Here is a 14,891-nt window from a genome sequence, read left to right as displayed (position 1 = left end):
CCCCAGCGCCGGCTGAATGCCCGGGTTGGATGGCGGCGAAGAAAAGCGTACAATTTCAGTCCGCTTTAAGAACCACTCGCATCCCCATGTTGCGCGTCACCAAACTCACCGATTACGCCACCGTCGTACTGACCGTGCTCGCCGCCCGTCCGGGCGAGGTGCTCAGTGCCACCGAGCTGGCCGAATTCACCGGTCTGGAGCCGCCCACCGTCAGCAAGGTACTCAAGCCGCTGGCCCAGGCCGGCCTGGTTGAAGGCCTGCGCGGCGTGCGTGGCGGCTACCGCCTGACCCGCCCGGCCATCGAGATCTCGCTGTTCGAAGTGGTCGAAGCGATGGAAGGGCCGCTGGCCCTGACCGAATGCAGCCACGACCACCACCAGTGCGGCATGGCGCCCAAGTGCGGCGCGCGCAGCAGCTGGCGGCTGATCAACGACGTGGTCTCCGAGGCCCTGCGCGATGTCACCCTCGCCCAGATCCTGCCCCCTCTCCCCCTTGCCGATGACGAACAGCGCCGCACCATCGCTGTCGACGTCGTCTCCTGATCCGTAGGCAGCCCCCCATGGCCACCGAAACCATCGAAAACGTCGCCCACGACGACACCCCCAACCGCGAGATCCACGAGCAGCTCGGCCGCAAGTATTCGGCCGGCTTCATCACCGAGATCGAGTCGGACTCCCTGCCGCCGGGCCTGGACGAGGACACCATCCGTGCCCTGTCGGCCAAGAAGGACGAGCCGGAGTGGATGACGCAGTGGCGCCTGGACGCCTACCGCCACTTCCTGACCATGCCGATGCCGGACTGGGCCAAGCTGGAGATCGCCCCGATCGACCTGCAGGCGCTCAGCTACTACTCCGCGCCGAAGGGCCCGAAGTACGCCTCGCTGGATGACGTGCCCAAGGAGCTTCTGGACACCTACGACAAGCTGGGCGTGCCGCTGCACGAGCGCGCCAAGCTGGCCGGCGTGGCGGTGGATGCGGTGTTCGACTCGGTGTCGGTCGGTACCACCTTCCGCAAGGAACTGGCCGAGAAGGGCATCATCTTCTGCTCGATGTCCGAGGCCATCAAGGAGCACCCGGAGCTGGTCCGCCAGTACCTGGGCACCGTGGTGCCGGTGGGCGACAACTACTTCGCCGCGCTCAACTCGGCAGTGTTCTCCGATGGCAGCTTCGTGTTCATTCCCAAGGGCGTGCGCTGCCCGATGGAACTGAGCACGTACTTCCGCATCAATGCCGGCCATACCGGCCAGTTCGAGCGCACCCTGATCGTGTGCGAGGACAAGGCCTACGTGTCCTACCTGGAAGGCTGCACCGCGCCGATGCGCGACGAGAACCAGCTGCACGCCGCCGTGGTCGAGCTGGTCGCGCTGGAAGATGCGGAGATCAAGTATTCCACCGTGCAGAACTGGTACCCGGGCGACGAGAACGGCGTCGGCGGCATCTACAACTTCGTCACCAAGCGTGCCGAATGCCGTGGCGCGCGCAGCAAGGTCACCTGGACCCAGGTCGAAACCGGCTCGGCGATCACCTGGAAGTACCCGTCCTGCGTGCTGCTGGGCGACGACTCGGTCGGTGAGTTCCACTCGGTGGCGCTGACCCATCACCGCCAGCAGGCCGACACCGGCACCAAGATGATCCACGTTGGCAAGCGCACCAAGAGCAAGATCGTCAGCAAGGGCATCAGCGCCGGCCGCGGCCAGAACACCTACCGCGGCCTGGTGCGTGTGGACCGCAATGCCGATGGCGCGCGCAACTACACCCAGTGCGATTCGCTGCTGATCGGCAAGCAGTGCGGCGCGCACACCTTCCCCTACATCGAGGTGAAGAACCCGGGCGCCACCGTCGAGCACGAGGCCACCACCTCCAAGATCTCCGACGACCAGCTGTTCTACTGCCGCGCCCGTGGCATCAGCCAGGAAGACGCGGTGTCGATGATCGTCGACGGCTTCTGCAAGCAGGTGTTCCGCGAACTGCCGATGGAGTTCGCGGTGGAAGCCAAGAAGCTGCTGGAAGTCTCGCTGGAAGGTTCGGTGGGCTGACCGCCCGCCCCTGCCCCTCGCAAACGCATTCTCTTTACCGGCGGGCCGCGGCCCGCCCCACGGAAATCCCCACCATGCTGAAGATCGAAAACCTCCACGCCCGCATCGGCGACAAGGAAATCCTCAAGGGCCTGTCGCTGGACGTCCAGCCGGGCCAGGTGCACGCCATCATGGGCCCGAACGGCGCCGGCAAGTCCACCCTGGGCAATGTCCTGGCCGGCCGCGACGGCTACGAAGTGACCGAAGGCAGCGTGCAGTTCGACGGCGTCGACCTGCTCGACCAGGACCCGGAAGCGCGCGCCGCCGCCGGCCTGTTCCTGGCGTTCCAGTACCCGGTGGAAATCCCGGGCGTGAACAACACCTACTTCCTGCGCGCGGCACTGAACGCCCAGCGCAAGGCACGCGGCGAGGAAGAACTCGATTCCATGCAGTTCCTCAAGCTGGTGCGCCAGAAGCTGGCCGTGCTGCACCTGAAGGACGAACTGCTGCACCGTGGCGTCAACGAAGGCTTCTCCGGTGGCGAGAAGAAGCGCAACGAGATCTTCCAGCTGGCCGTGCTGGAACCGAAGCTGGCGATCCTGGACGAAACCGACTCGGGCCTGGACATCGATGCACTGAAGAGCGTGGCCGATGGTGTCAACGCACTGCGCGCTGCTGATCGCTCGTTCCTGGTCATCACCCACTACCAGCGCCTGCTGGACTACATCAAGCCGGACGTGGTGCACGTGCTGGCAGATGGCCGCATCGTCAAAAGTGGCGGCCCGGAGCTGGCACTGGAGCTGGAAGCGCACGGCTATGATTTCCTGAAGGACCGGGTCGTGCCCGAGGCGGCGGTCTGATGAGCGCCCTGCTTGATTCGATGGCCCAGGCCTTCTGCGGCAGCGATGCGCGCCGCGAAGTGCTGGATGCGGCCCTGCGTGACGGCCTGCCGGCCGCCCGCAACGAAGCCTGGAAGTACACCTCGCTGCGCCAGCTGGAACGCCGTGCGTTCGCTGCGGCACCGCTGCAGGGCCCGGCGCTGGACGCCGCCCTGCTGGAAGACATCCCGGCGCCGCGCCTAGTGTTCGTCAACGGCCGTCTGGATGCCGCGCTGAGCGACGTGCAGGCCTTGCCGGCCGGCGTGCAGCTGCAGCCGCTGTCGGTCGCACTGGCCGCTGGCGAAGATGCCGTGCGTTTCCTCGGCCGCCGCTACGAGCGCAGCGAGGAGATCTTCGCCCGCCTGAATGCCGCGCTGGCCGATGAAGGCGTGGTGCTGCGCGTGGATGAAGGCGTGCAGGTCGAAACGCCGCTGCAGCTGGTATTCGCCAGCGTCGCCGGCGACACCGACCTGGCCTGGCATCACCGCCACCTGATCGAACTGCGTGCCGGCGCCAGCCTGGGCGTGGTCGAGCACCGCTTCAGCGTGGGTGACTCCGCCCACCTGGACAACACCGTGCTGCATGCCCACGTCGCTCGCGATGCCGTGCTCAAGCACGCCCGCGTGCAGGCCGGCAGCGCGCGCCAGACCAGCTTCCTGCGCACCGACGCCGTGCTGGCCCGCGACGCGCAGTACCACCGCGTGGACCTGGAACTGGGCGCCGCGCTCAGCCGCCATGAACTGAACGTGCGCCTGGAAGGCGACAATGCCCAGCTGACCGCCAACGGCGTGCTGCTTGGCAATGGCCGCCGCCACGTCGAAACCCGCCTGGGTATCGACCACATCGCACGCGATACCGCCTGCGAACTGCTGTGGCGCGGCGTCGCCGCCAACCGCAGCCGCGTGGTGTTCCATGGTGGCATCCAGATCCGCGAAGGCGCCGATGGCACCGACGCGAACCTGTCCAACAAGAACCTGCTGTTGTCGGCCGATGCCGAGATCGACACCCAGCCAACGCTGGTGATCGACGCCGATGAAGTGAAGGCCGCGCATGGCGCGACCGTCGGCCAGCTCGACGCCAATGCGCTGTTCTACCTGCGCTCGCGCGGCCTGCCGCAGGCACAGGCGCAGGCACTGCTGAGCGCCGCGTTCTGCCACGAGCCGCTGAAGATCCTGCCGGACGCACTGCGTGCGCAGCTGGCACGCCGCCTGGACAAGGCGCTGGCCGAGGCAGGTGTGGCATGAACCTGTCCACGCCGCGCCCGATCGAAGAACGCGCCGGCGCCCCCGACTGGGACCGCGTCCGCCTCGACTTCCCGCTGCTGATGCGTGAAGTACACGGCAAGCCGCTGGTCTATTTCGACAATGCCAATACCGGCCAGAAGCCGGTGCAGGTGATCGGCGCGGTGGACGAGTTCTACCGCCGCTACAACGCCAACGTCAGCCGCGCGGTGCATGCACTGGGCAGCGAAGCCACCGACGCCTACGAAGGCGCACGCAACACGCTGGCACGCTTCCTCAACGTGCGCCCCAGCGACCTGGTGCTGTGCAGCGGCACCACCTTCGCCATCAACCTGGTGGCCTACTCGTGGGCGCTGCCGCGGCTGAAGGCCGGTGACGTGATCCTGATCACGCGCATGGAGCACCACGCCAACATTGTGCCGTGGCAGCTGGTCGCGCAGCGTACCGGCGCCACCATCCGCGTGGCCGAGATCACGCCTGACGGCGCACTCGATCTGGATGCGCTGCGCGCGGCGATGACCCCGGAGGTCAAGCTGCTGGCCGTCACCCACGTCTCCAACGTGCTGGGCACGGTCAACCCGGTGCGCGAGATCTGCCGCGAAGCGCGCAAGCGCGGCATCATCACCGTGGTCGATGGCTCGCAGGCGGTGCCGCACCGCAAGGTCGACGTCGCCGCGATCGGCTGCGACTTCTACGCCATCACCGGCCACAAGATGTGCGGCCCGACCGGCACCGGCGCCTTGTGGGCGCGCCGCGAGCATCTGGATGCGATGCCGCCGTTCCTCGGTGGCGGCGAGATGATCAAGGAAGTCAGCTTCGACGGCACCGTGTTCAACGATGCCCCGCACAAGTTCGAAGCCGGCACCCCGAACATCGCCGGTTTCATCGGCCTGGGTGTGGCTGCCGACTACCTGCAGCAGCTTGGGCAGGAGAACGTGGAAGCCCGCGAAGCCGAACTGCTGGCGCACTTCACCGAAGAGCTGCGCCGCGTCGACGGCCTGCGCATCATCGGCGAAGCGCCGGAGAAGGCTGCGGTGGTCTCGTTCCTGATCGATGGCGCGCACGCGCACGATCTGGCCACCCTTCTGGATCTGGAAGGCGTGGCCGTGCGCTCGGGTCAGCACTGCGCACACCCGCTGCTGCAGTACTTCGGCGTCGCGGCTACCTGCCGTGCCTCGCTGGCGTTCTACAACACGCATGCCGAGATCGAGCGGTTCATGACCGCACTGACCAAGGTGCGGAAGCTGCTGGGGTAACACAGCACATCGGGGTCAGAGCCCTTTCGCATCGCGAAAGGGCTCTGACCCCATCAGCATTCCCGAAAGCCGCCGTTGCGACTGCAATGCCCGCCGGATCGCCAGCAGATCGCCCGCCGGAATACCCGTCTTGATGAACTCCACATAGCGCCTACGCCGTTCATCAGCATCAGAAGCCATCAGCTCAAATGCCGAGTGCGGCTCGAGCAGCGCATTGGGTTTGCCACACGCATTGGCCCGATAGCTCGACCAGCGATAGTCCCCTGGGCGCGCCACTATTCCCGCACGGACCGGGTTGAGTTCAATGTAGCGCTGGCAGGCAAGCACGTACTGATCGGTGTCGACCAGCGTTCAATGGAAACGCCCTTCCCACAGGGTTCCCGAACGTTGCTGTCGTTCATTCACCCGCCGAACGTAGGCGCGATTTACTGCCTGCATCATCCGGGACAACCCGCCGGATGCATCAGGCGTCACCAGCAGGTGAATGTGATTGCTCATCAACACATAGGCGTGAACCCGGCAATACTGCTGGTCCGCGTGATGACACAGCAGGCGCAGGTAGGCGACGCGGTCGCCATCCGTAAAGAATACGGGCTGACGATTGTTGCCGCGCTGGACGACATGTTGCGGATATCCGGGCGCATCGACCCGTCGTGGCCTCGGCATGGGCTGCACCTGGTAGCAGGGGGTCAGAGCCCTTCGCTGCGCAAAGGAATCTGACCCCGAGCATCTGCCGATTCCGCGCCTGTGCCAGTCGGTCCATGGCCTTCCGTTGAGTCGGTAGATACCGGGGGCAGAGCTCCTCCGCGTTGCGAAAGGGATCTGCCTCCTCCCCCCATTTGCGCCCACCCACGGCCCAACTAAAATGGGCCCATGAGCACCCTGACCTTCCGCGCCGCCACGCCGGCCGACATCCCCGCCCTGATCGCCCTGGTCACCTCGGCCTACCGGGGTGACGCCAGCCGCGTCGGCTGGACCACCGAAGCCGACCTGCTGGACGGCGCCCGCATCGACGCCGAAGGCATCCAGGCCGACCTGGACCGCCCGCGCTCCACCATTCTGCTGGCCGAGCGCGGGGATCAGCTGGTGGCCTGCGCCCATGTCGCCGATGTCGACGGCAAGGGCTACTTCGGCATGTTCTCGGTCGATCCGGCCCAGCAGGGCGGCGGCGTCGGCAAGCAGCTGATGGACGCCGCCGAAGCGCACGCCGCACGCGAATGGAACGTGCCGGTGATGCAGATGACGGTGATCGACGTGCGCGACGAACTGATCGCCTTCTACGAGCGTCGCGGCTACAGCCGCACCGGCATCAAGAAGCCGTTCCCGTATGGCGACGAGCGTTTCGGCATTCCAAAGCGCGACGACCTGCGCTTCGAGATCCTGGAAAAGCCGCTGACCGGAGCCGTCGCGTGAGCGAGGCCTGGACCTTTGTCTGTGCCGGCGCCGAGCTGTTGCCGGGCGAAATGAAGAGTGTGTTCGACGAGGTGACCGGCACGCCGATCGTGGTGTTCAACCTCGACGGCGAGCTGTACGCACTGGAAGACCAGTGCACGCATGAAGAGTTCGAACTGTCCTCCGGCGAGTTCAACACGACCGAAGGCAGCGTGGAGTGCGTGCTGCACGGCGCGCGCTTCGACGTGCGTGACGGGCGCGCGCTGTGCGCGCCGGCCTACAGCCCTGTGCCCAAGTTTCCGGTGAAGCGCGAGCACGACGCCATCTGGACCCGCGACGACCGGGATTGAGGCGGCACTCCGCCCGGAGAGGTCATCCACGGGGCGCCCCGGCAGAGAGCATTCACACCCATGGGGTGGATCTACCGGAAGGCCATGAGGCCCCTTCCAGGGCGCCCCGTGGCCGCCTCGGGGGGCCGCCACGCACCGCACATGCGAATCATTATCGTTGATGTTATTCTACGTAACATCTTCGTAACGACTCTGCCCCCGCGCCATGGCTTCGCCCGCGCCCACCGCCACGCTGTGCCAGCTTGCCCGTCAAGGGTGGCCGCTGCTTGTGGTCGTGCTGCTGACGCTGCTGCTGGGCTGGTCGGCATTGCACGAAGGGCGCGGCAACAACCCGGCTGCCCACGGCTGGCAGGCACACGCTGATGATCTGCAGCAGGTCATGCCGATGCCGGCCCCGCCGGCGGACGAGTGCCCGCACCCTGCCGCGCCAGCACCGGAGCCGCCGCTGGATGGCGAGGGCACCACGCCCTGTACCGGACTGGCTCCCCCGCGCGCCGCCCTGGTCGCGCATGTTCCGCTGTGGCGCTCCAACGCCCTGCGCTGGCAGCTGCACGATCCCGCACTGCGGTTGAACCCCGGCCACGCACCGCCCGCACCGCACGCCAGCTGAGGCGCCCTGCGGCTTTTGCCGTGCGCCTGTTTACGTTTCCTGCCAGCCGAGCGTCGGCTCGGCTCTACAGATACCGCCTTCTACATGTCGTCGCGCTGCCTGCGCTTCGGCCCGCGCCCTTTTCTGATCCAAGCCACCGCCACCCAGACCATGACCCACATCACGTCCCGCAAGCACGCCCCGCGCGTTTCCCTGCTCGCTACCGCCACCCTGGCCGCCGGCTTCGCACCGCTGGCCGCACAGGCCGCCGACAGCGCCGATGCCAGCTCCCGCAACGCCACCGACCTGGACAAGGTGCAGGTGCGCGGCAGCTGGTTCAATCCGTCCTCGCCGAAGTTCACCGCCGAGCTGCTGGACACCCCGAAGTCGGTGTCGATCGTGTCGGAAAAGCTGATCGCCGAAACCGGTGCGACCAACCTGCAGGATGCGCTGCGCATGGTCCCGGGTATCACCTTCGGTGCCGGCGAAGGCGGCAACCCGACCGGTGACCGCCCCTTCATCCGTGGCTTCGATTCGCAGAGCAACGTGTTCGTCGACGGCCTGCGCGACGTCGGCTCGCAGACCCGCGAGATCTTCGACCTGGAGCAGGTGGAAGTCGTCAAGGGCCCGAGCTCGGCCTACGGCGGCCGTGACTCCGGTGGTGGCAGCCTGAACCTGGTGAGCAAGACGCCGAAGCTGAAGAACGAGACCAGCGCCAGCATGGGCATCGGCACCGACAGCTACGCACGCGGCACCGTGGACGCCAACTACGTGCTGGGCGATGGCATCGCCGCCCGCCTGAACCTGATGAAGCACGAATCGGACATCGCCGGCCGCGACGCCGCCAACGTCAGCCGTTGGGGCATCGCGCCGTCGATCGCGTTCGGCCTGAACGGCCCGGCGCAGCTGATCGCCAGCCACTACCACATGCAGAGCGATGACCTGCCGGACGCGGGTGGTTTCCCGTACAACAACCCGTTCACCAGCGGCCCGAACGTGGCCAAGAACGGTGATGGCCGCCCGATGGTGCCGGACCGCAACAACTACTACGGCCTGGTCGACCGTGATTTCCAGCGTACCCGCGCCGATATCAGCACCCTGGACGCCAGCTACGATTTCGGCGGCCACAAGCTGCGCAACATCGCGCGCCTGGGCAACACCAGCAACGACTACCTGTGGACCCAGCCGGACGACAGCAAGGGCAACCCGAACAACTACGGCACCCTGTGGCGCCGCACCAACAGCCGCGCCGTCGACGTCAAGAGCTTCGCGGACCAGCTGGGCCTGACCGGCGCCTTCCAGACCGGCGCGCTCAAGCACAGCTACAGCGCCGGTGTGGAATACAGCGACGAGAAGATGACCCGTGGCAGCTACCAGATGACGCCGGGCACCGCCAACCCGCTGGAACCCCTCGCTGCCAACAGTTCGCGATGCACGGCGTCCGGCGCTGCCACCAATTACAACTGCACCGACTTCAACAATCCGAACCCGAACGATCCGTGGGCGGCCGGTCAGATCGTCTACCGCAGCAACAAGGCGCTGGACGTTGAACAGCGCACCAAGACCAAGTCCGCCTATCTGTTCGACACCATCGAGCTCAATGCACAGTGGAGCTTCAACGTTGGCCTGCGTTATGACGACTACAGCACCACGCTGACCACGCCGGTGCTCAACGCGGCGCCGACCCGCCTGCGCAACGACAACGACTTCGTGAACTACCAGGCCGGCGTAGTGTTCAAGCCGGTGGCCAACGGCAGCATCTACCTGTCCTGGGGCACCTCCTCGACCCCGCCGGGCATGGACGGTGGCGATGGCTCCGACGGCCTGACCGGGCTGGTGGCCGACCTCAAGCCGCAGGACACCAGGAACCTCGAACTCGGCACCAAGTGGGACCTGCTCGACAACCGCCTGAACCTGACCGCCGCGATCTTCCACACCGTGATGAACAACGCACGTGTGACCATCGACAACGGCACCAGCCAGAACGCCGGCAAGAAAGAGATCAACGGTTTCGAGCTGGGCTTCAACGGCCAGTTGACCGACGCCTGGAGCCTGTACGGCGGCTACACCTACCTCGATTCCGAGCTGAAGGACAATGGCTTTGTCTGTGGCGCACCGGTGGGCCGCACCTGCCCGTCCAACGTCTACGTGCCGTCGCCGAACAACGGCAACGTGTTCCCGAACACCGCCAAGCACAGCGCCAACCTGTGGACCACCTACCGCTTCCCGATCGGCCTGACCATCGGCGCTGGTGCGTTCTACTCGGACAAGCAGTACGGTGATGTGGCCAACACCAAGTGGATTGCCAGCTACACCCGCTTCGACGCGATGGCCAGCTACGCGATCCAGGACAACATCAGCCTGCAGCTCAACGTGCAGAACCTGACCGACAAGACCTACTTCACCAAGGCCTATGCCTCGCACTACGCGAGCATCGCCCCGGGTCGCTCGGCCACCCTGGCACTGAACGTGAAGTTCTGATGTAACTTCGCTCCACCACGGCGGCAGGCTCTCCTGCCGCCGTTTTTGTTTCCGGCGATACTCACCCCATGGCGACCCTTACCCCCATCGACAGCGACGCCCTGGCCGAACTGCTGCAGCACGACCCGGCAGCCGCGTTCGCACGCGTGCGCGACGCTGCGCAGGCCGGGCAGGTCGAGGCACAACTGCTGCTCGCGCAGATGCACATGGAAGGCAAAGGCACCGCACAGGACGCCTCGGCGGCACTGCTCTGGTACGAAACCGCCGCCAACAACGGCGCGCCGATGGCGATGAACATGCTTGGCCGCTGCCACGAACTGGGCCAGGGCACCGTCGCCGACCCGATGCTGGCAGCCGTCTGGTACCGGCGCGCCGCCGATACCGGCCTGGACTGGGGTCTCTACAACCTGGCCAACCTGCTGGCCACCGGCCGCGGCGTGGCCCAGGACCGCGCGCAGGCGCTGGCGCTGTACACGCGCGCCGCGCACCTGGGCCACGCCAAATCGATGAACCTGCTGGCCCGCCACCTCGAAGACGGACTGGAGATCGAGCGCGATCCGCAGGCGGCGCTGGACTGGTACCAGCGCGCGGCCGAGGCCGGTGATTTCCGCGGCCAGGCCAACTACGCCTCGATCCTGCTGCAGGCCGGCCACGTCGATCAGGCCGTGCGCTGGCTGCGGCTTGCACTGGCCCACGGCAGCCCGGCGTTCATGGCGCACCTCGTGCCGGAACTGGCCGCATCGCCGCATCCACAGGTGCGCGCCCTGGTCGCACCGCCGTCCCTCTGAGGAGTCCCGCATGCTGCTGCACATCCCCGACATTCTCAGCGCCGACCAGGTGGCCGACTTCCGCCGCCGGCTGGATGCCGCCGACTGGACCGATGGCCGCGAGACCGTCGGCCATCTGGGCGCGCAGGCCAAGCACAACCAGCAGCTGCCCGAGGCCTCACCGCTGCGCCGCGAACTGGGCGAGATCATCCTCGTCGCGCTGGCCCGGCATCCGCTGTTCTTCAGCGCCGCGCTGCCACTGAAGTACCTGCCACCGCGCTTCAACCGCTACAGCGGCGGCGGCACCTATGGTTTCCACGTCGACGGCGCGGTGATGAACCTGGCCAACGGCGAACAGCTGCGTTCGGACATCTCCTGCACCCTGTTCCTCTCGGCGCCGGACGAGTACGAGGGCGGCGAACTGATCATCAGCGACACCTACGGCGAGCACGAAGTGAAGCTGCCCGCCGGCGACCTGATCGTCTACCCGTCCAGCAGCCTGCACCAGGTGCGCCCCGTCACCGCCGGCGCGCGCGTGGCCTCGTTCTTCTGGGTGCAGAGCATGGTCCGCGACGATGTGCAGCGCCGCCTGCTGTGGGAAATGGACGGCTCGATCGAGCGCCTGCGGCAGACCGGCGGCGACGCCGAGGCGACCCTGCAGCTGACCGGCGTGTACCACAACCTTTTGCGGCGCTGGAGCGAAGTCTGAGCCCCATCTGGCCAGCCTGCGACATTTTGGCAATCATTCTCATTTGCAACAGCTAACGGCTCTCATTACAATCACGCCCCGTTGATGCCGGCCGCTGCCGGCAGACCCTTGGGGACCCCTGCTTGCTGCGCCCGCTTCGCCCTCGCCCACTCATCCATCGCAAGATGGGCACCGCCATGCGCGGCCAGCGTCCTGCGCTGGCCAGCCTGCTGGCGTGGGTGGCGATGCTGGTACTGCTGATGGGTACTCTGCCGCTGCTTCCACAGGCCCACGCCGGCAACGCCGCGCAGGCAGTGCAGCCGCCGCTGGAAGAGCGCGGCGGCGAAGCGCCCCTGCAGGAAGAAGCCCCGGCCAAGCTGCGTCGCTGTGCTGCCGCTCCGGTGAAATCAGCCGAGAAGGCACACCCGCCGCTGCTGCTGGCCAGCCAGTGGCTGCGTACCGAACGTGAACTCGTACCCGCTACGCCGGCCATGCCCGGTGTGCGCCCGGATTGGCCACTGGCCGCTCCGGACACGCCCTGGGCCGACGCACCCGGGCGCCGCCAGCAACGCGGCCAGGCGCCGCCGCTCGCCTGATCCACGGCCCTGCGTGACCGCCCGCGCGGTCGCGTCAGCGCACCGCTGCCTGCTTCATCCCTGCCGCCCCTGACCGGGCCTCCCCGTGCATGCCGCGCCACTCGCGCCTGGCATTGCACCACCCTGCATCCTTCGAGGTTACTGCCATGGCCCAGCGCCATCGTGTCCGTTCGTCCCTGCCCCGTACCCTGCTGACCAGCGCCGTGCTGGCGGCCATGGCCGCCCCTGCCTTCGCCCACGGTGACGCTTCCGGCGCGCCGCAGACGCTGGACAAAGTGGTGGTCACCGCCTCCGGCTTCGAGCAGAAGGTGGTCGATGCACCGGCCAGCATCAGCGTGGTCAGTCGCGAAGAACTGAGCAAGCGCCCCTACACCAACCTGGTCGACGCGCTGCGCGACGTCGAAGGCATCGATGTCGGCCTGGAGGCCAGCGACAAGAACGGCCGCGCCACCATCTCCATGCGCGGCCTGCCGTCCGAGTACACCCTGGTGCTGATCGACGGCCGCCGCCAGAGCAATGTCGGCCAGCTGTATCCGAACAACTTCGGTGGCGGCCAGTTCGCCTACCTGCCGCCGCTGGACGCGATCGAACGCATCGAAGTGGTGCGCGGCCCGATGTCCACGCTGTATGGCTCGGACGCGATGGGTGGCGTCATCAACATCATCACCCGACGCAACCAGGACAGCTGGCACGGCGCCGTGACCCAGGGCTTCACCGTGCAGCAGGATGACCAGTTCGGTGATGCACGCACCACCGACCTGTACCTCAGCGGCCCGCTGCTGAAGGACCGCCTCAGCCTGGCGGTGCGCGGCAGCTACTACGACGCCAAGGCCTCCAATCCGGAGTGGGATGCACTGACCCTGCCCGACGGCAGCCTGTGGGAGCGCAGCATCGGCTTCGGCGGCGGTGGCAAGTCGGTGGCCAACACCAACTGGAACACTGGCGTACGCCTGGATTTCCGCGTCAACGACGATCACGAACTGTGGCTGGACTACGACGTGTCGCGGCAGAAGTACGACAACAGCGAAGGACAGACCGGCACGCTGGACAGCCTGGCCAGCCTCTGGCGCGTCGGCAACGCGGTCATCCCCAACCCGAACGGCAGCGGCACCGTCACCCGCCGCGTGGTGCAGCCGCGCGTGGGCTACACCGCCTACCAGCGCTACGAGCGCGACCAGCTGTCGTTGACCCACCAGGGCCGTTACAGCTTCGGCACCTGGCAGACCTCGCTGACCTACAGCAAGAGCAGCAACCTCGGCCGCTCGCTGCCGCTGACCCTGGACGAGCGCGCCAACCTGCAGACGCTGTGGAATGACGTCTGCCGCCGCACCGGTGCCGCCAACAACTGTGCGGCCGGCCGCGGCAATGCGCTGACCGCACTCAATCCCAGCGAGATGGCGCGCCTGCAGGCGTTCCTGCCGCGCCCGCTGCGCACCATGGAATTGGAAGGCTACGTGCTCGACACGATGCTCGACCTCGACTTCGGCGCGCACAAGCTGACCGTCGGCGGCCAGTACAACGACACCGACATGATCGATGGCGTGTTCGGCATGGATGGCGCCGGTTATCGCAGCAACACCAAGCAGAAGCACCGCATGTGGGCGCTGTTCGCCGAGGACAACTGGGCGTTGACCGATAGCCTCACCGCCACCTTCGGCCTGCGCTACGACGACCACAACGTGTTCGGCAGCCACGTCAGCCCGCGCGGCTACCTGGTGTGGAACGCCAGCGACGCGTGGACCTTCAAGGGCGGCGTCAGCACCGGCTACAAGACCCCGCGTCCGGACCAGCTGTTCCCGGGCATCACCGGCTTCGGTGGCCAGGGCGTGCTGCCGCTGGTGGGTTCGCCGAACCTGAAGCCTGAAACCAGCACCAACTACGAGTTGGCCGCCTACTACGAGGGCCAGCGCTGGGGCTTCAACGTGACCGGCTTCTTCAACAAATTCGAGGACAAGATCGCCAGCGGCGGCACCTTCCCCAACTGCGAAGTGGCCCGCGCCGGCAGCGGCTACTGCGTGGACATCGGCCCAGGCTGGGCAGCACTGGGCTACAGCACCTTCACCCAGAGCGTGAACATCGACAAGGCCGAGACCCGCGGCGCCGAACTGGCCGCGCATGTCGACCTGCTCGACACCCTGCAGCTGCGCGGCAACTACACCTGGACCAAGAGCGAGCAGACCAGCGGCCCCGACAAGGGACGCCCGATCTCGGGTACCACGCCGGCAAAACACATGGCCAACGCCAGCCTCAACTGGCAGATCAACGAAGCGGTCAGCCTGTCGCTGATCGGCGAAGGCCGCTACGACCGCTATCGCGACACCCTCATCGACAGTGCCGGCACCCGCCACGTGCGCTATTACGAGGACTACACGATCTTCCACCTGGGCGGCAGCTGGAAGGCCACGCCGTGGCTGACGGTCAACGCACGGGTCAACAACCTGTTCGACAAGGACTTCGTCTCGCAGTCGTGCCTGCTGCTCAATCCCAGCGAGTTCAGCTGCGTGGACGACTACGCGACCAAGGACCAGCGCCGCAGCTACTGGATTTCGTTGAACGCGAAGTTCTGATCGCCGCGCACCGCCTTGGTGGGTGCCAACCTTGGTCGGCACCGCTTCATCCACGCATGGCGTGGATCTACC

General features: G+C 66.8%; 15 protein-coding genes. 13 read left to right on the top strand and 2 right to left on the bottom strand.

Annotated features, from left to right (window positions below):
* Positions 1 to 86: 86 nt before the first annotated feature.
* The 5 genes from ARC63_RS07840 (at position 87) to ARC63_RS07820 (ending at position 5,389) form a co-directional block, all read left to right on the top strand.
* The gene (locus tag ARC63_RS07840) at positions 87 to 542 is read left to right on the top strand and encodes an SUF system Fe-S cluster assembly regulator (protein WP_005408436.1); all 456 of its coding nucleotides are present in this window, start codon (positions 87 to 89) and stop codon (positions 540 to 542) included.
* Between the two features lie 17 nt (positions 543 to 559).
* Positions 560 to 2,035, top strand: coding sequence for a Fe-S cluster assembly protein SufB (gene sufB, locus ARC63_RS07835; protein WP_005408435.1), 1,476 nt, complete (start codon positions 560 to 562; stop codon positions 2,033 to 2,035).
* Between the two features lie 74 nt (positions 2,036 to 2,109).
* Complete coding sequence (sufC, locus tag ARC63_RS07830) at positions 2,110 to 2,874, top strand: Fe-S cluster assembly ATPase SufC (RefSeq protein ID WP_019659403.1); 765 nt, start codon at positions 2,110 to 2,112, stop codon at positions 2,872 to 2,874.
* Positions 2,874 to 4,136, top strand: a complete 1,263-nt coding sequence (gene sufD, locus ARC63_RS07825; RefSeq protein WP_057502964.1) for a Fe-S cluster assembly protein SufD — start codon at positions 2,874 to 2,876, stop codon at positions 4,134 to 4,136. The genes sufC and sufD overlap by 1 nt, the downstream gene beginning before the upstream one ends.
* A complete protein-coding gene (locus tag ARC63_RS07820; RefSeq protein ID WP_057502963.1) occupies positions 4,133 to 5,389 on the top strand; it encodes a cysteine desulfurase in 1,257 nt (418 codons plus the stop codon). Before sufD ends, ARC63_RS07820 begins: the two co-directional genes overlap by 4 nt.
* A gap of 15 nt (positions 5,390 to 5,404) precedes the next feature.
* On the opposite strand, the gene ARC63_RS23625 is transcribed toward ARC63_RS07820, so the two are convergent.
* Both ARC63_RS23625 and ARC63_RS23620 read right to left on the bottom strand, forming a co-directional pair.
* Positions 5,405 to 5,716 (bottom strand): hypothetical protein, encoded by a 312-nt coding sequence (locus ARC63_RS23625; RefSeq protein WP_227199488.1) that lies wholly within the window; start codon positions 5,714 to 5,716, stop codon positions 5,405 to 5,407.
* Positions 5,717 to 5,740: 24 nt separating this feature from the next.
* Positions 5,741 to 6,055: a transposase gene (locus tag ARC63_RS23620; protein WP_227199487.1), complete on the bottom strand. Its 315-nt coding sequence runs from the start codon at positions 6,053 to 6,055 to the stop codon at positions 5,741 to 5,743.
* Between the two features lie 207 nt (positions 6,056 to 6,262).
* On the opposite strand from ARC63_RS23620, the gene ARC63_RS07810 reads away from it, so the two are divergent.
* The 8 genes from ARC63_RS07810 (at position 6,263) to ARC63_RS07775 (ending at position 14,819) form a co-directional block, all read left to right on the top strand.
* Complete coding sequence (locus tag ARC63_RS07810; protein WP_021202565.1) at positions 6,263 to 6,802, top strand: GNAT family N-acetyltransferase; 540 nt, start codon at positions 6,263 to 6,265, stop codon at positions 6,800 to 6,802.
* Positions 6,799 to 7,131, top strand: a complete 333-nt coding sequence (locus tag ARC63_RS07805; RefSeq protein ID WP_010483575.1) for a non-heme iron oxygenase ferredoxin subunit — start codon at positions 6,799 to 6,801, stop codon at positions 7,129 to 7,131. The genes ARC63_RS07810 and ARC63_RS07805 overlap by 4 nt, the downstream gene beginning before the upstream one ends.
* 205 nt (positions 7,132 to 7,336) lie before the next feature.
* The gene (locus ARC63_RS07800) at positions 7,337 to 7,741 is read left to right on the top strand and encodes a hypothetical protein (RefSeq protein WP_057502962.1); all 405 of its coding nucleotides are present in this window, start codon (positions 7,337 to 7,339) and stop codon (positions 7,739 to 7,741) included.
* Positions 7,742 to 7,891: 150 nt separating this feature from the next.
* Complete coding sequence (locus ARC63_RS07795) at positions 7,892 to 10,201, top strand: TonB-dependent receptor (RefSeq protein ID WP_057502975.1); 2,310 nt, start codon at positions 7,892 to 7,894, stop codon at positions 10,199 to 10,201.
* A gap of 68 nt (positions 10,202 to 10,269) precedes the next feature.
* Complete coding sequence (locus ARC63_RS07790; protein WP_057502961.1) at positions 10,270 to 10,989, top strand: tetratricopeptide repeat protein; 720 nt, start codon at positions 10,270 to 10,272, stop codon at positions 10,987 to 10,989.
* 10 nt (positions 10,990 to 10,999) lie between these two features.
* Positions 11,000 to 11,677, top strand: a complete 678-nt coding sequence (locus ARC63_RS07785) for a Fe2+-dependent dioxygenase (RefSeq protein WP_057502960.1) — start codon at positions 11,000 to 11,002, stop codon at positions 11,675 to 11,677.
* Positions 11,678 to 11,841: 164 nt separating this feature from the next.
* Positions 11,842 to 12,252 (top strand): hypothetical protein, encoded by a 411-nt coding sequence (locus ARC63_RS07780; RefSeq protein ID WP_057502959.1) that lies wholly within the window; start codon positions 11,842 to 11,844, stop codon positions 12,250 to 12,252.
* A gap of 146 nt (positions 12,253 to 12,398) precedes the next feature.
* A complete protein-coding gene (locus ARC63_RS07775) occupies positions 12,399 to 14,819 on the top strand; it encodes a TonB-dependent receptor domain-containing protein (RefSeq protein ID WP_057502958.1) in 2,421 nt (806 codons plus the stop codon).
* The last annotated feature ends 72 nt before the right edge of the window (positions 14,820 to 14,891 follow it).

The sequence above is a fragment of the Stenotrophomonas geniculata ATCC 19374 = JCM 13324 genome (assembly GCF_001431625.1).
Classification (GTDB): Bacteria; Pseudomonadota; Gammaproteobacteria; order Xanthomonadales; family Xanthomonadaceae; genus Stenotrophomonas; species Stenotrophomonas geniculata.
Note: the sequence above shows the minus strand (reverse complement) of the source record. Positions and strands in the feature narration are given on the sequence as shown.